The sequence below is a fragment of the Clostridium sp. Marseille-Q2269 genome, assembly GCF_943736985.1.
Lineage (GTDB): Bacteria > Bacillota > Clostridia > Clostridiales > Clostridiaceae > Clostridium_F.
Genome location: NZ_CALSFS010000002.1, coordinates 271264 through 294597, shown reverse-complemented (window position 1 = coordinate 294597; position 23334 = coordinate 271264). Strand labels below are relative to the sequence as shown.

Here is a 23334-nt window from a genome sequence, read left to right as displayed (position 1 = left end):
GGTTATTACATTAATTATAAAGTTTGAATTTTTTTCTTTTATTATCTGTAATGCTTTATCATCTATTTTTATCATACTAGAAACACCTCCATACCCTTATGGGGTATATTTATATGTTAATTTATTTCATATATACTGTCAATACATAATTAATAATAACTTTATATTGTTTTTATAAAGAATTCTAAGTTCATCATTAATTATATAATTTCATAATTATTTTGTATAAATAAAAGTAAAAAATTCATATTTACAAAATCAATTTTTCAATGTATACTGGTGTATATACACTTAACTATACAGGAGGAAGGAAAATGAAAAATATAAGAAAGATGACTTATGCTGCAGTTTTAACTGCTTTAGCCATAGTAATTCCTTTAGCTTTTGGATTTTTAAAAATTCAGATAGGACCTTTTACAGCTACATTAGCATCTCATGTGCCTTTATTTATAGCTATGTTATTAGGTCCAGCTTCAGCTGTTATGGTGGGATTTGGTTCAGCCTTAGGATTCTTAGTATCAACCCCTTTAGTTATAGCAGCTAGAGCTTTTATGCATACATTTGTTGGACTTATAGGAGCTATTCTTATAAAGAAAGGAATATCATTTAAAAAGGTAATAGCTATAACAGCCCCTATACATGGAGCCTTAGAAGCTATAGCAGTAGTTCCATTTGGATTTACACTATATAAAATATTAGTTATTGTAGGTGTAGGATCTGTGCTTCATCATTTTGTAGATGGTATAATAGCATTTGCTTTAGTAAAAGCATTATCTAAGACCTTAAACATAAAATTAGTTTCTGATATGTCATCAAAATAAAAAAAGATATTCTACAATTCTTATTTAAAATTATATTAAAAAATATTTAAAAAGCTACTATCCTTTATTTTAAGATTGTAATAATATTGTATATTTATATATAGTATTATTTTGAGGATAAGAGCTTTTTTGTTGAATAATTATAAATATTTTAAGTATTAAAGTTAGAGTGCTCCATAGAAAGCATTATTAAACTACATAGATAATTATTAGTATTTAATATTTTCTTTTAATATGTTAAAATAAATGTAAAGAGAAATGTAAAGGTAAAGTTAGTACATTATGAAAATATTTCTTAAAATACAGGAGGTAAAAATATGTCAAGCGTACAATTGAAAAACAATATTCATTGGGTTGGAGTTAAAAATCCAGAATTGAGAGTTTTTGATATTATAATGGAAACTAAAAGAGGAACAACATATAATGCATATCTTATAGATGATGAAAAAGTAGCTCTTATAGATTGTGTTAAAGATGGTTATTTTGATGAATACATGGAAAATATAAAAGGAATAATAGGAGATAAAAAGGTTGACTATATAATTGTTCAACATACAGAACTAGATCATAGTGGATCTCTAAGTAAATTGGTAGAAATGTATCCAGATGCAACAGTTATAGGATCACGAGCAGCGTTAATCTACATTAAAGATATCATAAATAAGGAATTTAATAGTTTACCAGCACCTAAAGAATTAAATTTAGGAAAAACTACATTAAAGTTTATAACTGCGCCAAATCTACATTGGCCAGATACTATGTTTACTTATGCTGAAAATGAAAAAGTATTATTTACTTGTGATTTTCTAGGTTGTCATTACTGCCCAGAAGGTTGTATAACAGACACTTGTTCTGGAGATTATCTAGAAGAAATGAGATATTATTTTGATGTTATCATGGGACCATTTAAAAAATTTGTATTGATGGGATTAGAAAAAATAAAAGATTTAGATTTTGATATGGTAGCTACAAGTCACGGTCCTGTTCATACACAAGATATTTCTAAGTATATAGATCTTTATAGAAAATGGGCTACAGAAGATACAAAACAACAAAATATTCAAGTTTTATATATTTCAGCTTATGGAAATACAGAACATATGGGAGAGTATTTAGTTAAAAAACTTAATGAAAAAGGAATTAAAGCAGAAGGTAATGAGATAACTTCTATTACTATGGAAAAGGCATTAGAATTAATAGAAAATTCTACAGGAATAATCTTGGGATCTCCAACTATAAATCAAGATGCAGTAAAACCAGTTTGGGATGTAATGAGTCATATAGGTGTTATAACTAATAGAGGAAAAGCAGCAGGTGCCTTTGGATCTTATGGATGGAGCGGTGAAGGCCCATCTCTTATGACAGATAGATTGAGAGGTTTAAAATTAAAAGTTGTAGAAGAACCTTTTAAATTTAAGTTTGTTCCAAGTGAAGATGATTTTAAAAGAGCAGATGAATTTATAGATAAATTTATAAAACTTCTTTAAGATAAGGTTATTAATAGATTTTTTAATTTACAGTGAAATAGAGTGATTTAGGGTATAAATAAGTGAAAATAATAAAATAGATTATTTTAAATATAAAGAGCACTAAAAAACAATTAGTTTTAGTGCTCCTATATTTTATATAGGAATATGAAATATCTTCAATTTAGAAAATTATCTTTAGATATAGAATGTTTTGAGTAATAATTAGGTTTAAAATTTATATATTGGGTAAAATGATATTTAAGGAAACTTAGTAATTGTTAATTTATTTTTAAAATTAACACATATTTATAAATGATGAATACATATATTAAATTAATTGGAGGATTTTTTTAAAAATTCGTTGAATTAATAAAAATAATATTTAAATAATTTAATTATAAATAAATAGGAGGATTAAAATGAATAAAGAAGAAATAGTAGATTATTTAAACGACAACGACATATATAATATTGAAGAAATAGAATATAATGAGGATGTTTTCCCAGTTAAAATTTATTATGAATTTGATGATGAAGAAGTATTAGCAGCTAGAGCATATGCTGAAGAAGAATATTCAAAAAAAGATTCAGATGAAGAAGAGGAAGATTTATATAAGCCTTATTTAAATGATATATCAAGAGATAATATAGAAGATATACTTGAAGATTTAAAAGAGGACTTAGACATAGAAGCTCAGTATATATGTTATGATGACACTGTAGATAATGGAGTAAACGAATTTATTGTAGTTTTTTATGAAAAAGGTAAAAATGTAGATATAGATGAAATTATAGGATTTGTTTATTAAAAATAAGACCACAGATATTTCTGTGGTTATTTTATTAATATAAATTTTTATACTTTTTGTTCTCATATTCTACAATAAGCTTGTCCAGTTCTTTACTACATTCTATCACTTCATCATTACATAAGTCATGTTTATCTATTAAAGTATATAAATATTGCTTTAAATAATAAATTCTTAGATTTAAAGTTTTTAATTGTAAATTATTCATAGCATCAACTCCATTTGTTATGTAAGTTTAATTATAATCACTTCGTTATTTTATATCCTTATTCTAACAGATTATTCCAAATTTATCATATATTTCGTAAGTCAAGGTTATACATTCTGCAACATAAATAACTATAATTTCTGTTGATAAAATGTGTATTACTATGTTGATAAATTGTGGAATAATTGTGTAGAAAATGTGGAAAAATATGATAGTTGTTGGCGCTTAAGGGATATAACTGTGAATAAAAAACTACAAAATAAAAATAAGATGTCGAAATGTTTTTTTATTTCAACAAAATGGCCTATTTTATTTAAGCTACTTGTCATATTTATTAAATGTGATATAATAAAAAAGATTAATGGTTACATATGTTTTAATATGATATGCTAATTAAGACAATTTTAGTGATATAAGAGTAAAATAAATATATATAATATTATTTATATATAATAAATGATAATTTGAGGGGGAAAATATATGCTAAATACAGACATTGCTATGGGACTTGCAAGAGTAACAGAAGCAGCAGCATTAAGTGCATCAAAATTTATGGGTAGAGGAGATAAAAATGCAGCAGATCAAGCAGCAGTTGATGGTATGCATAAAGCTTTTCAAATAATGCCTATAAGAGGTAAAGTTGTTATAGGAGAAGGAGAATTAGATGAAGCTCCTATGCTATACATAGGTGAAAAAGTTGGAATTGGTGCAGAAGACATGGTGGAAATGGACATAGCTGTAGATCCAGTGGATGGAACTAAACTTATAGCAAAGGGATTAGAAAATGCTATAGCTGTAGTAGCTATGGGACCTAAAGGAAGCTTATTTCATGCTCCAGATATGTATATGAAAAAGATAGCTGTAGGATCAGGGGCTAAGGGAGCTATAGATATAAATAAATCCCCTAAAGAGAATATATTGAATGTAGCTAGAGCTTTAAACAAAGATGTAACAGAACTTACAGTTATAGTTCAAGAAAGAGATAGGCATGATTATATAGTAAAAGATGCAAGAGAAGTAGGTGCTAGAGTTAAGCTTTTTGGAGAAGGTGATGTAGCAGCTGTATTAGCTTGTGGGTTTGAAGATACAGGAGTAGATATAATGATGGGAACTGGTGGAGCACCAGAAGGTGTTATAGCAGCTGCCGCCATAAAATGTATGGGTGGTGAAATGCAAGCACAACTTTGTCCAACCTCTCAAGAAGAAATAGAAAGATGTACGATTATGGGAATAAAAGATCATAAAGCTATACTTTATATAGATGATTTAGTAAAAAGCGAGGATGTTTATTTTGCAGCCACAGCCATAACAGATTGTGATTTATTAAAAGGTGTTGTTTATAATAGAAGCGAAAAAGCCACTACAAATTCTATAGTTATGAGATCTAAGACAGGTACTATTAGATTTGTTAAAGCTTGTCATAATTTAGGCAAAAGTGCTATAGTAGTTGAATAATTTAGTTCTTTAATAATTCTTTATATATAAAAGGGTATGTATTGAAACATAATAAGTTTTAATACATACCCTTTCTATATTATAGAAAGTTATAAAGTTTTTAGTTTAAGAATAAATATATAATATTTTAATTATATATGGATGTTATAATTATTATAGCGTTCAATTATATATACAATTAAATAAAAGATATAAATATATGTATTATACCTTATAAAAAAAAATTATATAACAACAAATAAGTATAAAAAAAGATTATAATTAAATTAATATATGAGGATTGATGATATAATATGATTTCTATAATAATTCCGGTTTTAAATGAAGAGAAAACTATAAAATATTTATTAGAGAGCTTAAAAGATTTAAATGGTGAAAAAGAAATTCTAATTATAGATGGTGGAAGTGAAGATGGCACCATAGATATAGCATGCAAATATGGTAGAGTTATAAAGAGTAAAAAAGGAAGGTCTAATCAGATGAATTGTGGAGCTAAAGAAGCAAGAGGGGAAATTCTCTGGTTTGTACATTCAGATTCTATACTTAATTCTAACAGTATACATGCTATAGAAAAAGTTATACATAATGGGTATATAGGAGGAGGATTTTCTATATATTTTTATGATTTAAATAGTCTATTTATGAAATATATAGCTAAAACATCTAATATAAGAGCAGCAAAATTTAATATATATTATGGTGATCAAGGAATATTTATTAGAAAAGATGTATTTATAAGTATGGGAGGATACCCTTCATTGGACATAATGGAAGACTTAGAATTTTCTTTAGCATTAAGAAAATTGGGTAAACTTAAGTTGATATCTTTACATATTGGAACTTCTGCAAGAAGATTTAAAAAGAGAGGACAATTAAAAACTCACCTATTAATGCATAAATTAAGAATTTTATATTTTATGGGAGTATCTACAGAAAGATTAAATAAAATATATCGGGAGGAAAGGTAATGAAGGCACTTATAATAATGACTAGAATACCTGTACCTTATAAGACTAAAACTAGACTTATGAAAATATTGACAGGAGAGCAGTGTGCAGATATACATAAATGCTTTTTACAAGATATATTTAATATGTGCAAAGATCTAAAAGAAAGCATGGATATATATGTAACTTATAGTGATGAAGGAGATTTTAGTATAATACAGTCTTTAATGCCTAATTTTATCAATAATTTTCCACAAAAAGGTAAAGATATAGGAGAAAGAATGGAGAACGCTGTAAACTACATTCTAAATAAGAGTTATGAAAAGGTTATTTTAATAGGATCTGATATACCGGAAATTCAAAGCAAAGATATATTAAGGGCTTTTGATATTTTAGAAAATAAAGACCTATGTTTTGGTCCTACACTAGATGGAGGATATTATCTTGTGGGCATGAAGAAATTAAATAAAATAGTTTTTAAAGGAGATATAAAATGGGGAGAAAAATCTGTGTTTTATAGCACTATACATATACTTAATAAGGAAAACTTAACTGTAGGTTTTGCAGAAAAATATGAGGATATAGACACTAAAGAGGATCTTAAAAATTTAATACATAGACTAAATCATAAATTATATAAATATGATGTTGTACCTAAACATACTAAGAAATATTTAGAAAATTGGTGGAGAGATGAATATGTTGAGAGATATGTTGATTAAGGAAATAAGAAATTATATTTTTAGTAAGGATTTATTTAAAATATTAGATTTAAATAAAGATTTTAATATAATATTTTTAGCGCAAGGTGAATATAATATAAACTTTATATTAGAAGATAAAATAAATAAATATGTTTTTAGAGTAAATACAGGAAGTCAATTAGGGTTAGAAAAACAGATAGAATATGAATATTCAGCCTTAAAGAGATTAGAAGTAAGTAAAGTTACTCCAAGGGTCTATTATGTAGATGGTAGTAAAAAATACATAAAATATGGAGTATTAATAATGGAGTTCTTAAAAGGAGAACCATTAAATTATGAAAGGGACTTAAATAAAGCTGCTAGAATATTTGGGGAAATACACTCTGTAAAGCTTAATAAGGCAGATTTTTTGTCATTCATAGTAGAAAAAAATATACTTTCTGACAGAATAAAAGAGGCTAAAAATCTTTTAAAAGATTTTTGGAGCAGTCCAATTATAAAAGGGGATGTAAAGAAATTCTTTTATAAATTTATAAATTGGGCTACAGAAAATGCCCATAAGGAAAAGTATTTTATAGATGATCCTATACAGGTAATAAATAATACGGAAGTTAATTCTCATAACTTTATAATAGGATCTAATAACTTTTATTTAATAGATTGGGAAAAACCAGTTATAAGTGATCCTTGTCAAGATTTAACTCAGTTTTTAGCACCAACTACTACTCTTTGGAAAACTAACTATATATTGAAGGATTATGAAGTAGATGAGTTTTTTAATAATTATGAAAGAATTTTTAATGGAAAAAATATAAGAGAAAGAGTAGATATATATACACCGTACTTATATTTGAGAGCTTTAAGTTGGTGTGCTTATGCTTATATAGAATATCAAAATCCAAATAGAGATATAAAAAATATGGATACCTATGAAAAAATAAAAGAATATTTAGAATTAGATTTTATGAATAATCTCTTAAATAGGTGGTTTTAATGGATAAAAAATATTTTAAAATAAAAAACGAAGAAACAAAGGTATATATAGAGTGTATAAAAAAAGATTGTATAGAGTGTAATTTGTGTGTTAAAAATTGTTATATGCTAAAAGAATTTGGAGGTAATCCTAGGAAAATTTTTAGTAGTATAATCAAAAAAAATACATTTGAGGCTATACTTCCTTATTCTTGCAGTATTTGTGGAAAGTGTAGAGAAGTTTGTCCTAAAAAATTAAATATGGGAAAAGCATTTATGGACCTTAGAGTAGAAGTATTAGAGCAAAATAATGGGAAGACTTCACTGAAAGGTCATAATGCTATAAACATGCATCAAAAATTAGGGTTTTCAAAAATATTTACAAAATATGTGGAAGATAAAAATAAAGAAACTAATAAAGTAGAAAGAGTATTTTTCCCTGGTTGTACACTTTCTTCATATAGTCCAGAATTAGTATTAAAGACATATAATTATTTGAAAAAAGAGTTGCCAGGCACATCTATGCTTTTAGAATGCTGTGGAAAACCTACAGAAACTTTAGGACAACAAGAAAAATTCACAAAATTATTTAGTAGAGTAGAAAATCGTATAAATAATACTGGTGCTATAGAAGTAATTACTGCCTGCCAAAATTGTTATATGATAATGAAAAATTATGGAACAAAAATTAAAGTTAAATCTTTATGGACAGTATTAAAGGAAATAGGAATTCCTCAAGGGTCTATAAATAAAGGTAAGAATAGTGAGACTAAGTTTTCTATTCATGATTCTTGTGCTACAAGATACGAAAAAGAAATACAGGAAAGTATAAGATGGATAATGGGACAATTAGATTATAAAGTTTTAGAAAGTAACAATATAAATAAAATGACCAATTGCTGCGGTACTGGAGGAATGATTCACGCTGTAAATTCTAAACTTTCCAAAGCTATGATGAAGAAAGCTGCAAAAAATATTGGACAAGATTATATCGTTACTTATTGTGCAGGGTGTAGAGAGTCAATGATTAAAGGGGGAGCTAAGTCTATTCATATATTAGATTTAATTTTTGGAGAAAAAATAGTTAATAAAGATAAATGTGTAAAGATAAATTCTCCTTTAAAATCTTGGAGCAATAGATTAAAAACAAAAATAATAATAAAGTAAAATTTTAATTTATATTATTCTGTTTTGTACAGATTATATTCAAATTATAAATTTTATAATTTGAAATAAAAAATTAGTGGAGGCGTTTGTGTGAAAAAAGCTAAAAATAGTGTTATAGTTTTTATAATATTTATAGGTCTATTAGGATTTTTAGTATATTTTTTAAGAAACACCATATTAGCTAAAGAGGTAAGTGCAGTTTCGATAAAAGAGTACATAAACAGTTATGGAGTTATATCACCTATAGTATACATAATATTATTTACTTTAGTTCCACTTACATTATTTCCAGATTCTATTTTAGCCATAGCTGGAGGTATGGCTTTTGGTATGGTCCAAGGAAGCATATATACAGTGATAGGCGCTGTTTGTGGAGCATCACTATCTTTTTATATAGCTAGAGTTTTAGGAAGAACTATGGTTGACAAGTTGGTTAGAGGAAAAGGGAAATGGTTTGAGGATGGAGTGGAAAAAAATGGATTTTTAGTTGTATTTATATTAAGACTTATACCTTTAGTTCCTTTTGATGTTATAAGTTATGGATCAGGACTTTCCAAAATAAAATTTAAAGATTTTATTTTAGCAACAACTGTAGGGATAATTCCAGGCATATTGGTTTTTATAAATCTTGGAGATAAAGCTTTAAATGTGAAATCTAAACAGTTTGTAATGTCTATAGTATTATTAGTTTTACTATGTTTAGTTTCTTTTATTATGAAAAAGAAACTATCCTTTAATAAATTACAGAAAGATATAATTAAGAAGGAGGATAGTTATGGAGCAGAAGAAGAGAAATTTATCAATTAAACTAGGACTTGTTTTAGGAGTAATAATTCTATATTTTTTTGTTCCAGAATTTAAAAATGGAGTAAATAAAGTAGCTTCCATGCTTACAAGATTAAATATAGAAGAGGTAAAAGATTATATAAAATCTTTTGGTATATGGGCTCCGCTAATATCTATTCTTCTTATGATGTTTCAATCTATTGCAGCACCACTTCCAGCCTTTATAATAACATTTGCTAATGCATGGTTATTTGGTTGGGCATTTGGAGCTTTAATATCTTGGACAGGGGCTATGATGGGAGCGGTTTTATGTTTTTATATAAGCAAATTTTATGGAAGGCCTGTAGCCCAAAAGATAGTTGGTAAAAAAGCACTATATATGACAGATAAATTCTTTGACAAGTATGGTAAATATGCTATATTAATAGCCAGATTACTACCATTTGTGTCTTTTGATGCTATAAGCTATGCAGCAGGTCTTACAGAAATGTCGTTTTGGTCATTTTTTTGGGCTACAGGAGTTGGGCAATTACCAGCCACTATAGTTTATTCCCTATTAGGACAAAATATAGGCAGTATGGCTAAAATGGCACTATGGATATTTTGTGGAGTGATAGCTCTAATAGTGATTGCTATAGCTATAAAAAAATATTTAATGGATAAAAAAAAGAAAGAAGATAAAAATAATAGTAATGATGAGCAATTAAATATTATAAAAGAATAATAAAATTTATAAAGAGACATATCTTTAAATAGAAGTATGTCTCTTATTCTATGCTTATTTTATATATTATATGGCTATTTAACATTAATTTAATAAATAATATATTTAGATGTATTTTATTTTTATAAAATATGATGTAAAATAAAATGTAAATTAACATTGAGGAGTTGTAATATATGGACATGAAAAAACTTATAGAAAGAATTAATTTTTTATATAAAAAAAGTAAAGATACGGGACTTACAGAAGAAGAAAAAATAGAACAACAAGAATTAAGAAGAAAATATATAGATGTAATAAAAGGAAATGTAAAAGTGCAATTAGATGGGGTGGAAAAAATACCAATGCCTAGTACAAAAAACTAATAAGTCTTATTGTTAGGAGGTGTAAAACATTTGGTTAGGGTAAAGGACTTAATACAGGATATGAAATTAGAAGTATTAGTAGAAGGCTTAGAAAACAACATTATAGATGTTAGTGATATCAATAGGCCTGGGCTTCAATTTTCAGGTTTTTACAATTATTTTGCTAATAAAAGAGTACAGGTTGTTGGAAAGACTGAATGGAGCTTTTTAGATGTAATGAAAAAAGAACTTAGGATAAAAAGACTAAATAAATTTTTTGAGTTTAAAACACCATGTATAATAATAACAAGGGATTTAGTAGCTCATGAAGAATTTATAAATAGTGCCAAAGAAAAAGGGCAATGGGTTTTAAGAACGGGTGAAATATCTACTAGATTTATAAGCTCTTTAATGTCATACTTGGATGAAAAACTAGCCCCTGAAACTAGGATGCATGGAGTACTTTTGGACGTATATGGTATTGGAATACTTATTACGGGAGAAAGTGGAATAGGAAAAACTGAAACAGCCTTAGAACTTATAAAAAGAGGCCATAGATTAGTAGCAGATGATGCCGTTGATATTAAAGAAGTAAATGGAATATTAAAGGGTACCTCTCCTTCTATTACTGCGGGTATGATGGAAGTTAGAGGTATGGGAATAATAGATGTAGCAGCTCTTTATGGATTGAGTTCTATATTAAAGGAAAGAAAAATTGATCTTATGATTAATTTAGAACAATGGAGACCAGAAAAAACTTATGATAGATTGGGTGTAGATAAGGAATTTATAGATATATTAAATATACCAGTTAGAAAACTGACTATACCTATAAGACCAGGAAGGAATTTGGCTGTTATAATAGAAGCAGCTGCAGCAAACTATAGATATACTTTGGTTACAAAAAATTGTCCTGTGGATATAATAAATGAAAGAATAAGTAAGGAGGCTAGTAACTTAAAAAAAGATGAATAATAAATCTAATTTGAGAGAAGAAATCCTTAATATAAGAAAGTGTTTAACCACAGAAGAAAAGATAAAGAAAGATATAATAATAAAAGAAAAACTTCATAGTAAACTTTTATATGAAAAATCTAATTTTATATTTATATATGTAAGTTTGAAAGATGAAGTTAATACTCATGATATTATAAAAGAAGCATTATGTCAGGGCAAAAGAATATGCGTTCCTAAGGTTATATCCTTAAATGAAGGTATGGAAGCTATAGAAATTAAGGATTTTTCAGAACTTATGGAGTGTGGGCGCTATAAAATATTAGAACCTGAAAATTTTAAAAATATAGTAGATCCAAAGGAAATAGATTTAGCTATTTTACCAGGACTAGCTTTTGATAATAAAGGAGGAAGATTAGGCTATGGTGGAGGATTTTATGATAGATTTATTCCTCACTTAAAAAATAAAGTTAGAAAAATAGCTTTAGCATATGATTTTCAGATGGTAGACCATGTACCTAAAGACATACATGATATATTAGTAGATGAAGTTATAGTTGATTCTATTTAATGTATAAATGTTATTTTATCTAATAAATAATATTACTGTATAGAATTCACAAATTTATATAAACATATATAGCTTTATGACTAAACTAGCTAATAGTGGTATAGAAAATATTAGCTAGTTTTTGTTAATTATAAAACAACAATTAATTATTAACAAATAAAAAGTTAATAAAAGAATAATAAATACATTAAGTCCAAATAATAATCATATAAAAATATTAGTTAGGTGATTTTTATATGATTATTTTTGATTTGTTAAATAATTTTGATCAAGTTAAAGAGGACTTTAAAATAGGAAAAAGTTATTATTGGATAGTTGTTCATTCACAGGAGCTAGATATGTTAAAAGATAAATTTACTTTAAAAGAAGAAAATATAGAAGAATGCAAAAATTACACTCAGGGAGCTCAAATAAATTTTTATAAAGATTATACATTTATTATTTTAAATTTGCTTAAGTATAATAAGGCAGTAGAAGCTAATGAAATTAATATTTTTTTAAGTAAAGATTGCATAATAACAGTGTATAAAGAAAGATTAACTTTAATAGAAGAAATATTAGATGATATTAATGAAAGCAAAAATTGTTTTCTTTTAAAGGAAAATCCTAAGCCATTTATTTTATTATATTATATTATAGATAGAATAATAATTAAAAATTATGAAGTTATAGCTACTTTAGAAACCAAGGCAGATAAGATAGAAATAGACATATTAAAGGAACCAAAGCATGAACATATAGATGAAATAATATATTTAAGAAGACAAGTTTATAGAATCAGAAAATATATAACACCATTAAGATATATAGGGGATAGTCTTACAAGTAATGACAATGGAGTAATAGAAAAAGAATGCATCAAGTATTGTATTACTCTAAATAACAAAATAGAAAAATTAATGGTAGCATTGGAAACACTAGTGCAAGATCTTTCATTAGTAAGAGAAGCATTTGAATCCGAAATATCAAATAAAACTAATGAGCTAATGAAAGTATTTACTTTAATTGCTACTATTTTTTTACCAGCTAGTTTAATTACTGGTCTTTATGGAATGAATTTTGATAATATACCTCCTATGAAAAATCCTTATGGGTGTTTTTATGTTTTAGGATTTACTATCATTATATCGCTATTTTTAGTATACTTTTTTAAAAGAAAAAAGTGGCTTTAAAAGAAAAATAAACTATTATCCATTTATTTATGTTAAAATTAATATAGTAGAATCTTATAGAAGGTGAGGTGAAAAACTCAAGTGATATTAATTGCTTGAGGAGTGCTATGGAAAAAGATTTAACTAAAAAATATGAATTAGCTTGGGATAAGTATTCTAAAGATGAGTTAAAAAATGTTTTTGATTTATCAGAAAAGTACAAAGACTTTATGTCTAAATGTAAAACTGAGAGAGAATGTGTAAAAGAATTTATAGAGTTAGCAGAAGAAAATGGATATAAAAATTTAGAGGAAATTATAAATAATAATGAAAAATTAAAACCTGGTAATAAAGTTTATGCAAATAATATGGATAAGACATTAGCTTTATTTCTCGTAGGGGAAGAATCTATGGAAAACGGACTTAGAATATTAGGAGCACATGTAGATTCTCCAAGATTAGATTTAAAACAAAATCCTTTATATGAAGATACAGATTTAGCTTTATTTAAAACACATTATTATGGAGGAATAAAAAAATATCAATGGGTTACTCTACCATTAGCTATTCATGGAGTAATAGTTAGAAAAGATGGAACTAAAGTTAATGTAGTAATAGGAGAAGATGAATCAGATCCAGTATTCGGCGTATCTGATTTGTTAATTCATTTGTCAGCAGAACAAATGGATAAAAAGGCTTCTAAAGTAGTAGAAGGTGAAAACCTAAATGTATTAATAGGGAGCATCCCTGCAGAAGATAAAGAAGCAAAAGATAGAGTAAGAATAAACATATTAAGGCTATTAAATGAAAAATATAAAATAGAAGAAGAAGACTTTGTTTCAGCAGAATTAGAAGTAGTACCAGCAGGAAAAGCTAGAGATTATGGATTTGATAGAAGTATGATAATGGCTTATGGCCAAGACGATAGAATTTGTTCTTATACTTCTTTTGAAGCTATGATGAAGATGGATAAAGTAGATAAAACTTGTGTAACATTACTTGTAGATAAAGAAGAAATAGGTAGCGTAGGGGCAACAGGTATGCAATCTAAATTCTTTGAAAATGTAGTAGCAGAAATGATAAATTTAACATCAGATAATTATAGTGATTTAAAATTAAGAAGATGTCTTACAAATTCAAAAATGCTATCTTCTGATGTATCAGCAGCGTTTGATCCTAATTATCCATCAGTTATGGAAAAGAAAAACTCAGCTTACTTTGGAAAAGGTATAGTATTTAATAAATATACTGGAGCTAGAGGAAAAAGTGGATCTAATGATGCAAATCCAGAATATATAGCTGAAATAAGAACTATAATGGAAAAACATAATGTATCATGGCAAACATCAGAATTAGGGAAGGTAGATCAAGGTGGTGGAGGCACTATAGCTTATATATTAGCTCAATATGGTATGGAAGTTATAGATTGTGGAGTTGCGCTTCATAACATGCATGCACCTTGGGAAATAGCTAGCAAAGCAGATATATACGAAACTATGAGAGGCTATTGGGCATTTTTACTAGAAGCATAAAATAAGAAAATTACCACTTAACACCTTTTAAAGAATAAAAATTAACATATGCAAATTTTATGAATGATATACTTACTCCGCATGCTACGCATGAATTTTCTAAAGAAAAATTTTTTAAAGCCCTTTCTTTTAATGAAAAAAATAATTGCAGATTTTACGTAACAAAGAGGAGTAAAATCATCTTTTAGTACTTCCTCTTACATAGAAAATTACGTTATAGTTTAATATCTTCCTTTAGGTTAAAAAATTGGGATATGTGGTGCAAAAGGCATTGGAAAAAGCTTTAGAATTTCTTATTTATTTTTTTAAAGGATATGTGTCCAAAATATATGTTTGAGCGTTAACGAGTTTGTATTTTGGACCATATATCTTAAAAAATTAAATTAGAACTTCTTAGCGAATTGACCTGCCTTTTAAGCCACATATCCCTTTTTTAACCTAATGGTTGTAATCTTACTTTATGTCGTAATTTCCTTATATTTCGTCTATTGCTTCTAGAAGTTTTTGTATATTATATGGATCTAATGTGGTTGCTCCTATTTTATTAGGGTGGCTTCCATCAGTTTTTGTTAATCCATGAAAATCTGAACCACCAGTTATAATCTTGTTATATTTTTTTGACAGATTTTTAAATCTAGTAGTATCTTCTGGTTTGTTCATATAATATATAGCCTCTATTCCTGTAAAGTTTAATTTGAATAATTCTTCTGCATCAATCTTTTTTATTAATACAGGATGAGCTAAAACTGATATAGCACCAGATTCTTTCAATAGAGATATGCCTTTTTCAGTGGGAATGATTTTATTAGGCACATAAGCTTTGCAGCCTTCACCGATAAAATTTGAAAATATATAATCCCAACTAAATGTGTAGCCTGCGTTTACAATAGCTTTTGCAATATGAGGTCTAGAAATAACTCCTTTTGTAGACTCCATTATTTCATCAAAGCTTATTTTTATATCAAAGTTATCTCTTAATTTCTTTACTATTTCATGAGCTCTTTTTTCTCTATAATTTTTTTTATCCTTTTGAAAAATTTCTATTAATTCATTTTTACAATTATTTCCTTTAAAATATCCTAAAACGTGAATACTACAATTATTATATGTAGTAGATAATTCTATGCCAGGAATAACTTTTATATTTAATTTTTTTCCATAAAACAATGCCTCTTCTATTCCATTTGTAGTATCATGATCCGTTATAGATATTATATCTAATCCTTCATTTTTAGCTAAATAAACTAATTCTTTTGATGAATATTTTCCATCGGAAGCATTAGTATGAACATGAAAATCGCCTTTTATATAAATAGAAATTACCTCCTTTAGAAATTAATAAGTTATTATATACTATGGTAAATAAATTATAAATAAAATATACAATTAACACAAGTAAATACGTTTAGAAATTTAAGTTTATTCACCATTAATCCTTTTTATATTCAGTGCAAATTCTTCTGCTTTTTCTTTTATGTTAGGTATTTTAAATATTGCGTTAGGATCATTAGCAGTTTCCATTAATAAGCCATAGGGCGGTAATAGAAAACCTTTATTTATATTCAAAGCCCCTATTAATTGCTTTGCTACAGAATCACTGCCAGAGTTTCCAGATACGATTACACCAAGAAGATATTTTTCATAAAAACTTGTTTTCCTATAAAGTACTGTAAGTCTGTTTATTGTGGCAGATATATTAGATGAAATAGCATCATTATAATTTGGACATAACCATACAACAATATCAGATTTTTCTATTGAAGGTAGTATATCTTCCACCATAATTCCTCCGTAAAAGCAACTATTTTGTTTACCGTAATGTAAGCAGGTTTTATAGGAGCAACCCTTACATTCTAGTACTTTACCATTTTCTATCTGAATTTCATTTATATCATATCCTTTAAGTTCACAAGATACCATATGCCATAGACTCAAAGTATTAGAAAAAGTATGTGGAGAAGAATAAAGGGCTGTTATTTTAGGAGATTTAATGCTCTTATGACTATAATTTGCAAGTCTATTTCCAAGTTTATAACATAAATCTAAACAAATATTTTTTAAAGGTGTATTTAAATTTTTTTGCCAGGTTAAAAAATTTTTTAGAGAATCGGTGGCTTCAACTATTGGATGTCCTATAAAACCACATCCTAGAGAGTTACTTATAAATATCAAATTTTGGCATACGTCTTTGGTAAAGAGTTCCGTAGAACTATGAACTAATATGGCAGCAGTGGAATTATAAAAAAAATCTTTGCCTTTGTCTTTTATACTGTCTATAAAAGACCACATATCTAAATCTATACCCGAAAAACCTATTTCTATAGCAAATAATATTTTTTTACATTTTAAATGTAAAATATTTTCGCTATTTGTTAGCTTATTTATTTTAGAAAAGTTTTCACAAAACTTATTAATCATATTATCTAGTTCTTTAGATGGATTAGAATTTGGTATTATAAGAAACAACTCTTCCATAAGAACACTCCCTTAAAACGTAATTTGTATTTTAATTTTTAAATATATCAAAAATTTTTTAAATAACTATGAGTTTCTTCTATTTTTTTTAATAAGCTAGAAGGTATATTTTTGTAAGTCTCTAATTCTGTAGTGTTATTTATGAATCTATTTTTAATACCCATAAATGCACCATCTAAAAAAGTTGCACTGTAATGCCATTTAGATTGTATTGTAGCTATTAAAGAAAGACTTCCTGAGGATAGTGCAGGAGCTATATATGGTTTAAAACCTAAGGAACGAATTTCTAAATTTGCTTCTCTAGTTTTTTTAGTTAATATATTAGATAGATTTTCATCATAATTGGTCATACTATTTGCTATTATAAGTCCTTCACCATGAGGACCAAAGGCTCTGCCTTCTAGTGGATAACTTTTTAATCTAGAATCTTTACTAGCATAATAAGCAGCTCTAGCGTTCATAACTCCAAGGCCATAGCCTCTGATTTGCTCTGGAGCTAACCCTTCTTTTAGAACTGATTTGCATAAAAGATCTACTGGATCAGATACTACAGCAAAGATACCTTTGAAATTTTTTTCTTTTGCAAGCTTTGCATAGTAAGATATTATTTTGCTATTTCCTTCAAATTGAACTAATCTTACATCTTTAGTTTCATTTCCTATTTTAGGTACACCAATAGAAACGCAGAAAACAAACATATTACAATCAAAGAGTTCATCTTCATTTAGCTGTTTTATTCTAGGTAAGTTTGAATTTAACTCTGGGCTTTGAATTTGATTACATTCATATTCAAATCGGTTTATTTTATTTATATCTTTATCATAAATGCCTATTTCATCTATACAATTTTCACCTAAAAGTCTTAATCCAGTAATTAAAGTTCCACCTACATCACCCAATCCTACTATATTTATTTTCCATTTTTTATTTGAACAAGGATTAAAATTTATAGCATTTTCCAAATTTTCGCAATTTTTATTAATACCAATTAATTTTTTCTCCTCTATAGATTTTTTTATAAACTGTGGAATTTCAATAAGTGAATCCCTTTTAATTAAAATATTTAAATTTTCATTTTTTATAAAAAGCATAGAACTATTAGTTATTAAAAATGTTCTTCTGCTATTATTTTTATTAATATCTATTAAAAAGTACATTAATCCGTTATAAGAAGAAGCTTCTTCTTCTGTTATTTCTTTTAAATTTTCTTTTTCTTTAGAAATTATAATATTATTTTTATAAATATAATAAAATAATTTTAGTTTATCCATAAACACACATCCTTTTTAATCTTCTATAATATTTTCTAATCTTAATAGTTTTTCTAAATCATTTTTTAGATAATGAGAGGGAGGTAAATTTAAATTATAATAAATATTGTCGCCTTGATCTGGACATCTTGATACATTAAATACATGACCCAACAAATATAAGTTTAAATTTTTATCTGTTATATTACGATATTCTTCTTCTATAGTGTGTAGTATATTTATAGAATTCTCTATACAAGCTTTAGATAAGTTGAATATTGATTTTTTACTACAACCAACTATAAATTTGGGATAAGTATAGGGAAGTATTAAATTTATAGATGAAAGTAAGTTTCTTTTGGGGTACTTTTCTCTCCATAATAAATCGCCACCCATAAAAGGATACATAGATACTTCATTAAACCAAAGTTTTAATCTTGGTATAAAATAAACACTATCCACAGCTCTTTTTTGTTTATCCATTAAATCTTTACCTCGTCCAGACATGATACCCACTATTATTTTTTTTATTTCTAGTTTTTCTTTCTTAAAGATTGGATCTAGAGCTTTTATTCTGTATCCTTTATGAAGTAGGTTATCTACTAAAATTACAGGCCTATTAAAAGAAGTTAACATTCTTACCTGAGTTTGTAATGGAAGATAGTTAGGAAATTGACCAATTCTGAATGCTTTCATATCAGAATTAAATATTTTTTCTGTATGAAGAGATTTAGTTACAGTGTTAGGGATTATATGCCTATCTAATATATCACCATAGGGAACACACATAGCCTTTCCAAGTTTTTTAGGTATTTCTATATAGTTAGATACATTATTTTCTGTACAAATTTTATTAATCATAGCTTGGTGTAAAAAGTTATTATCAAAGGATAAGACTAATTCTCCTTTATATAGGTTTGTTAATGACTTTTGCAAGCTTTTTCTGCTTTCTATTATTACATTTTTGATTCTCTTATTATTTCTATAAGGTTCTTTTATAAAATTTTCCATATCTAAATTTAATATACAAGGGTTGCTCATATTTACAGTATATATACATAAAGAATTAGTAAGATTTTGCACTTTTATAAAACCCTGCAGTTTTAAAATATCAACTATATATGAGGTTTGAAATTCTCCATGCTTTGGATGAAATACAGCATATTCATAATCCTTAGACACACAAAAGGCTAAAGTTTCTGTTACTAATATTTGTTCTATATGTTTGCTTTTTTCTGTATTTTTGATATAAAATCCATCTAAAGATATTATTCGGCCAGTACTATTATTTCTTATATATTCTGCAATATAATCATCAGCCATTTCTTCATATAATACATTAGATCTTATCCAATGAAATAGAGAAAATCCTATTAATTCATCTTTTTCATCTTTTATTAATATTGCTCTAGCAGAGGATTTGTGTTTTAGATTATTTAATATTTCTTTTATATTTTTAATTTTATATTTTAACATAGAATATATTTTATTTATCAAATAATCGTCTATTGAATTCAGAATTACTGTCTTTAAAGATATAGGTTGTATTATAGATTTATCTTGAGACTCTCTTTGATAGAATCCTTTTTCGTATATATATTTTTCTGCAATTGGATCTACTAAGCTAGATATATTTTTATTTTCATCTATATAGTTCCTAATTTGTGTAGAACTTATTTCTGAGTACTTAGAGGACAAAGAAAAAATTAGTACATCTCTTTTTATATAGGAAATTATTTCGCTTAGTTTATTATTGCTTTTTCCCCGTTGAAATATTATATGAGAAAAATTAAATATAGAGTTTTTAATGTTTATATTTTCTTTTTTGTAACTAGAAGCATTTAATATTACGTCACTACCTACAGCTATATATACCTCGGATTTTGGGAACAAATTTTTAAGTTTCATTAAATCCATATTATTAGATATATTTATAGGTATAGTAGAGGGATAAATATATATATTAAGTTGGTCTGCAATGGATAAATTTAATATGTCTCGTCTTAAAAGGCTAGGCAGTGTTCTTTTAGACCAAGAAAATTCATCAACTGCTAAAAAAACTTCAAAATCCATATCTCTTAAAGCTTTAGCTATTTCTTTATGACTTGCAGAAAAAGGATCAAAAGTGCCAGGGAAAAAAGCAATTTTTTTTGCACAAGGCATATTTAAATCTCCAATAAAGAAATTGTAATCTGATATAAATCTATATATATAGTGTAAACCCACAGAATTTGTTAGCATCATTAAATTTTTATTTCTATCTTCTGCAATGAGAGTAAGTATTTTTTTTGCTGTTAATTTAAAAAGGTTTGCTTTTTCTTCAAATGGTTTTTCTCTCCCAAAAAGATGTTTACCTAAGGATATAAAAGCAGATTGCTTAACTTGTATATTGTAATCTCCTAAACCGTTTAATAAAATGCCAAGCATATTTATTAATCTACTCTTAAAAAAACTTATATCTTCTTTAAATCTAGTTTTGTATATTGAATAATTTGATATAGTAATACCTATAGTTTTTAAAATTAAACATTTTAAAGTGGTATCAGCTTTTTTAAATTTAATGGTCAAATCTTGTATTATTTCATCTAATTCTATAGGTTGAAGCCATAGAATAACTTGGCCTTCATAGGTTGGAATATATTCTGTAAATCTATTACCTTCTATCTCTAAACCTCTTAGTAATTCAATAGCAATTTCATTTCTTTCTGCTAAACTTAGATATGGCATAATCTCTAAGATAGCATTACCTGCTTTACTTCTAACACTCTCTATATCACTTACTTTTAATAGATTAGAAAAATGTATAATTGTATGCATACCAAAAGAAGATGGATTTTCTTTTGCATATTTTAAAAGCAAATCTATTTGTATATGTTTTTTTATCCAACTAGTGTTAGATTTTAAATTACTTAAAAATATTTCAGTAGCTAATTTTTTATTTATATTAACATGTTTTTCTAGACTACAATATAGGCTTTCTAAGTTTAGACTTTTGGCTAGTTTCAGTTTAAGCATATTTTCTGTGATATTATTTTTATTTATGTTAGATAAAAATAAATAATCCTTTATTTTATTTATTATGTTTTCAGATAATTTTTGTTTTGTTAATGTATTTAAAATTTTAAGAGCTCCTAATCTCAAGGTTTGATTTCTTTTTTTTAATATATAAAATATGAAATTCCAAAGTTTATAAGCATATTCACTAGATAAATCCATAGGTATATATTTTGCAGTGTCTAATAAAAAAAGTTGAATATCAACATTTTTATATTTTTTATTATCAAAATGACTAAGGATAATTGTTCTGTAGTTATCTAAGGAACTTTCTTTACAATAATTAAATAAGGATTCAATCATTGTGGGAACGTTATATCCTAGATTAAATTTATTCACATAAATCATGCTACTAGGAGGTGATAACATGGCTTTTAAATATTCTGTTAAAATATCACATGAAGTTATTTCTGTTGGTAAAAGCTTTACATTAGAAGGTATTTCTTTCATATAATTCTCATCGAAAATTGCAATAAGCTTACCCATTAATTCTGCACAATGTTTTCTAATGTCATCTTCAGGATGAATTAAATTTTCAAATAAAAATTTAATTGTTTGCTTTTTTTGCTTTTGAGTAAGATAGGTAGAGTATTCCTGAAGAACTCTAATATATTCTCTAAGATCCTTCCAGTCCTTTTCAGAACGAGCAGAATCTAATATAGTTTCTAGAGAAATTTCATCTCTAAGTTGATGCATCAAATAAATGCTATGATATATGGATATATTTTTAAGATTATTTGTTATTTCATCACCCTGCATTAGAGAATATTCAGTATTGTTTAAATGGGAGTACTGTTTATATATATTGTTATTAGGATCTATGTTTATGTTTAATTTTAAAAGATAATCTTCAAAATCTTTTAACTTATAGTAAACACCTCTATACCTTTTTTCTTTCTTTTCATCTAGGTTTTCTAGTTTATTAAGTATTACATAAAAAGAATCTTCTAAAGAATAAATATGCATTTTATAGCCTGAATTTGTTTTAATATTTTTTACTCTAAAATCTGAATATATTAATATTAAAGATTCTAAAGATAAATTTTCAACTTCTAAATCCCAAGTAGAGTGATTCATAGCCACGTTACCAATATATTGTATGTTACGATTTTTGAACCATTGATCAGTATAATAGTAATGAAGATGAGGAACTCTTTTTAAATCTTCACCGGTACATCCATATTTACCAATATCATGTCCAGCTGCAGCGCCAGACACCCTTCCTAAATCTATAGGTATACCTGCCTCTTTTAATTGACGACCTATGTGAACACACAAATAATGAACTGCACATACATGATCTAAGGTGTTGAATCCCATTACTTCTTCACTTAGTTTCATCATTTCATAAATATAATCTTTTTTAAAATCAGATATAAACTTTTTATACTCCTTAGTCATTTCTAAGTTTTCAATTTCCTCATCATTTAGAAAGAATAAAGGGTACTTGCTTTTCCATTTAGAAGTATTAAGATTTTTCTCAAAATCATTTATTATACTAAAGATTTTTAAAAATATTTCACAACTGATATCCAAATCAGAATCATTTTTTTCTTTTGAAGTGTAAGGAAAAGCTTTGTTTATAGAATAAATATATATTTGTTTCAAATATTTTTCTTTGTTTTTTATAGGATAAATGCTATATAATAAACTTTCGCATAATTGGAAAGTGGTTTTAGCAGAAAAATCTTCATTTAATATCATCTTAGATAACTTTTTATTAAATTCTAAAGAATCAATATGTACATTTAAATGGTCTTTATTTATTCCTTGTTTTTTTAACCAATTATTATTTTTAAAATTTTTAGATATTTTATTATACAAATATTTAAAGTTTAAATTAGTCATATAAATTTTATCCTCCTGAATAAAATATTTTTATAATATGTCTATTATAAAGATTATATAATTTATTTAAAGTTTTTTATAGGGATATAATGA

The 23334-nt window shown here is 26.3% G+C and carries 20 protein-coding genes; 15 read left to right on the top strand and 5 right to left on the bottom strand.

Going from position 1 to position 23334, the window contains the following annotated elements; genetic code table 11:
• Positions 1-314: 314 nt before the first annotated feature.
• The 3 genes from NGI68_RS05325 to NGI68_RS05315 all read left to right on the top strand — a co-directional run bounded on the left by NGI68_RS05325 (position 315) and on the right by NGI68_RS05315 (position 3099).
• Complete coding sequence (locus NGI68_RS05325) at positions 315-821, top strand: ECF transporter S component (protein WP_251860452.1); 507 nt, start codon at positions 315-317, stop codon at positions 819-821.
• Between the two features lie 317 nt (positions 822-1138).
• On the top strand, positions 1139-2308 hold the full coding sequence (locus NGI68_RS05320; protein ID WP_251860451.1) for an FprA family A-type flavoprotein: 1170 nt from the start codon (positions 1139-1141) through the stop codon (positions 2306-2308).
• A 401-nt stretch (positions 2309-2709) separates the two neighbouring features.
• Positions 2710-3099, top strand: coding sequence for a hypothetical protein (locus NGI68_RS05315; RefSeq protein WP_251860450.1), 390 nt, complete (start codon positions 2710-2712; stop codon positions 3097-3099).
• Between the two features lie 34 nt (positions 3100-3133).
• On the opposite strand, the gene NGI68_RS05310 is transcribed toward NGI68_RS05315, so the two are convergent.
• Positions 3134-3307 carry an aspartyl-phosphate phosphatase Spo0E family protein gene (locus NGI68_RS05310; RefSeq protein ID WP_251860449.1) on the bottom strand — a complete coding sequence of 58 codons (174 nt, stop codon included), beginning with the start codon at positions 3305-3307 and terminating at the stop codon, positions 3134-3136.
• Between the two features lie 480 nt (positions 3308-3787).
• Here NGI68_RS05310 and glpX point away from each other — a divergent pair, with 480 nt between their 5' ends.
• The 12 genes from glpX to NGI68_RS05250 all read left to right on the top strand — a co-directional run bounded on the left by glpX (position 3788) and on the right by NGI68_RS05250 (position 14614).
• Complete coding sequence (gene glpX / locus NGI68_RS05305) at positions 3788-4762, top strand: class II fructose-bisphosphatase (RefSeq protein ID WP_251860448.1); 975 nt, start codon at positions 3788-3790, stop codon at positions 4760-4762.
• A gap of 293 nt (positions 4763-5055) precedes the next feature.
• Positions 5056-5730 carry a TIGR04283 family arsenosugar biosynthesis glycosyltransferase gene (locus tag NGI68_RS05300; RefSeq protein WP_251860447.1) on the top strand — a complete coding sequence of 225 codons (675 nt, stop codon included), beginning with the start codon at positions 5056-5058 and terminating at the stop codon, positions 5728-5730.
• Complete coding sequence (locus NGI68_RS05295) at positions 5730-6431, top strand: TIGR04282 family arsenosugar biosynthesis glycosyltransferase (RefSeq protein ID WP_251860446.1); 702 nt, start codon at positions 5730-5732, stop codon at positions 6429-6431. The genes NGI68_RS05300 and NGI68_RS05295 overlap by 1 nt, the downstream gene beginning before the upstream one ends.
• Positions 6409-7407: a phosphotransferase gene (locus NGI68_RS05290; protein WP_251860445.1), complete on the top strand. Its 999-nt coding sequence runs from the start codon at positions 6409-6411 to the stop codon at positions 7405-7407. The genes NGI68_RS05295 and NGI68_RS05290 overlap by 23 nt, the downstream gene beginning before the upstream one ends.
• Positions 7407-8552 (top strand): (Fe-S)-binding protein, encoded by a 1146-nt coding sequence (locus tag NGI68_RS05285; protein ID WP_251860444.1) that lies wholly within the window; start codon positions 7407-7409, stop codon positions 8550-8552. Before NGI68_RS05290 ends, NGI68_RS05285 begins: the two co-directional genes overlap by 1 nt.
• Before the next feature lie 90 nt (positions 8553-8642).
• Positions 8643-9359: a TVP38/TMEM64 family protein gene (locus NGI68_RS05280; protein ID WP_251860443.1), complete on the top strand. Its 717-nt coding sequence runs from the start codon at positions 8643-8645 to the stop codon at positions 9357-9359.
• On the top strand, positions 9328-10062 hold the full coding sequence (locus NGI68_RS05275; RefSeq protein ID WP_251860442.1) for a TVP38/TMEM64 family protein: 735 nt from the start codon (positions 9328-9330) through the stop codon (positions 10060-10062). The genes NGI68_RS05280 and NGI68_RS05275 overlap by 32 nt, the downstream gene beginning before the upstream one ends.
• Before the next feature lie 176 nt (positions 10063-10238).
• Positions 10239-10427 carry a DUF896 domain-containing protein gene (locus tag NGI68_RS05270; protein ID WP_251860441.1) on the top strand — a complete coding sequence of 63 codons (189 nt, stop codon included), beginning with the start codon at positions 10239-10241 and terminating at the stop codon, positions 10425-10427.
• Positions 10428-10457: 30 nt separating this feature from the next.
• Positions 10458-11381 (top strand): HPr(Ser) kinase/phosphatase, encoded by a 924-nt coding sequence (gene hprK / locus NGI68_RS05265; RefSeq protein WP_286010084.1) that lies wholly within the window; start codon positions 10458-10460, stop codon positions 11379-11381.
• Positions 11374-11931: a 5-formyltetrahydrofolate cyclo-ligase gene (locus NGI68_RS05260; protein ID WP_251860440.1), complete on the top strand. Its 558-nt coding sequence runs from the start codon at positions 11374-11376 to the stop codon at positions 11929-11931. The genes hprK and NGI68_RS05260 overlap by 8 nt, the downstream gene beginning before the upstream one ends.
• Positions 11932-12167: 236 nt before the next feature.
• The gene (locus NGI68_RS05255) at positions 12168-13103 is read left to right on the top strand and encodes a magnesium transporter CorA family protein (RefSeq protein WP_251860439.1); all 936 of its coding nucleotides are present in this window, start codon (positions 12168-12170) and stop codon (positions 13101-13103) included.
• A gap of 107 nt (positions 13104-13210) precedes the next feature.
• Positions 13211-14614, top strand: a complete 1404-nt coding sequence (locus NGI68_RS05250) for an aminopeptidase (protein ID WP_251860438.1) — start codon at positions 13211-13213, stop codon at positions 14612-14614.
• 474 nt (positions 14615-15088) lie between these two features.
• Here NGI68_RS05250 and NGI68_RS05245 read toward each other — a convergent pair whose 3' ends face one another.
• The 4 genes from NGI68_RS05245 to NGI68_RS05230 all read right to left on the bottom strand — a co-directional run bounded on the left by NGI68_RS05245 (position 15089) and on the right by NGI68_RS05230 (position 23241).
• Positions 15089-15928, bottom strand: coding sequence for a PHP domain-containing protein (locus NGI68_RS05245; protein ID WP_251860588.1), 840 nt, complete (start codon positions 15926-15928; stop codon positions 15089-15091).
• Between the two features lie 105 nt (positions 15929-16033).
• Entirely contained in the window at positions 16034-17089 is a 1056-nt protein-coding gene (locus tag NGI68_RS05240; RefSeq protein ID WP_251860437.1) for a flavodoxin family protein, read from the bottom strand.
• A 47-nt stretch (positions 17090-17136) separates the two neighbouring features.
• Complete coding sequence (locus tag NGI68_RS05235; protein WP_251860436.1) at positions 17137-18360, bottom strand: lactate/malate family dehydrogenase; 1224 nt, start codon at positions 18358-18360, stop codon at positions 17137-17139.
• A gap of 15 nt (positions 18361-18375) precedes the next feature.
• A complete protein-coding gene (locus tag NGI68_RS05230; protein ID WP_251860435.1) occupies positions 18376-23241 on the bottom strand; it encodes a nicotinate-nicotinamide nucleotide adenylyltransferase in 4866 nt (1621 codons plus the stop codon).
• Positions 23242-23334 lie beyond the last annotated feature (93 nt).

What these genes read in the sequence shown, in the direction of transcription:
- NGI68_RS05255 (WP_251860439.1), top strand. Translation starts at nt 12,168, where the DNA reads ATGATTATTTTTGATTTGTTAAATAATTTTGATCAAGTTAAAGAGGAC.
- NGI68_RS05285 (WP_251860444.1), top strand. Translation starts at nt 7,407, where the DNA reads ATGGATAAAAAATATTTTAAAATAAAAAACGAAGAAACAAAGGTATAT.
- NGI68_RS05320 (WP_251860451.1), top strand. Translation starts at nt 1,139, where the DNA reads ATGTCAAGCGTACAATTGAAAAACAATATTCATTGGGTTGGAGTTAAA.
- NGI68_RS05230 (WP_251860435.1), bottom strand. Translation starts at nt 23,241, where the DNA reads ATGACTAATTTAAACTTTAAATATTTGTATAATAAAATATCTAAAAAT.
- NGI68_RS05310 (WP_251860449.1), bottom strand. Translation starts at nt 3,307, where the DNA reads ATGAATAATTTACAATTAAAAACTTTAAATCTAAGAATTTATTATTTA.
- NGI68_RS05250 (WP_251860438.1), top strand. Translation starts at nt 13,211, where the DNA reads ATGGAAAAAGATTTAACTAAAAAATATGAATTAGCTTGGGATAAGTAT.
- NGI68_RS05300 (WP_251860447.1), top strand. Translation starts at nt 5,056, where the DNA reads ATGATTTCTATAATAATTCCGGTTTTAAATGAAGAGAAAACTATAAAA.
- NGI68_RS05235 (WP_251860436.1), bottom strand. Translation starts at nt 18,360, where the DNA reads ATGGATAAACTAAAATTATTTTATTATATTTATAAAAATAATATTATA.
- NGI68_RS05295 (WP_251860446.1), top strand. Translation starts at nt 5,730, where the DNA reads ATGAAGGCACTTATAATAATGACTAGAATACCTGTACCTTATAAGACT.
- glpX (WP_251860448.1), top strand. Translation starts at nt 3,788, where the DNA reads ATGCTAAATACAGACATTGCTATGGGACTTGCAAGAGTAACAGAAGCA.
- NGI68_RS05275 (WP_251860442.1), top strand. Translation starts at nt 9,328, where the DNA reads ATGGAGCAGAAGAAGAGAAATTTATCAATTAAACTAGGACTTGTTTTA.
- NGI68_RS05315 (WP_251860450.1), top strand. Translation starts at nt 2,710, where the DNA reads ATGAATAAAGAAGAAATAGTAGATTATTTAAACGACAACGACATATAT.
- NGI68_RS05270 (WP_251860441.1), top strand. Translation starts at nt 10,239, where the DNA reads ATGGACATGAAAAAACTTATAGAAAGAATTAATTTTTTATATAAAAAA.
- NGI68_RS05290 (WP_251860445.1), top strand. Translation starts at nt 6,409, where the DNA reads ATGTTGAGAGATATGTTGATTAAGGAAATAAGAAATTATATTTTTAGT.
- NGI68_RS05260 (WP_251860440.1), top strand. Translation starts at nt 11,374, where the DNA reads ATGAATAATAAATCTAATTTGAGAGAAGAAATCCTTAATATAAGAAAG.
- NGI68_RS05325 (WP_251860452.1), top strand. Translation starts at nt 315, where the DNA reads ATGAAAAATATAAGAAAGATGACTTATGCTGCAGTTTTAACTGCTTTA.
- NGI68_RS05240 (WP_251860437.1), bottom strand. Translation starts at nt 17,089, where the DNA reads ATGGAAGAGTTGTTTCTTATAATACCAAATTCTAATCCATCTAAAGAA.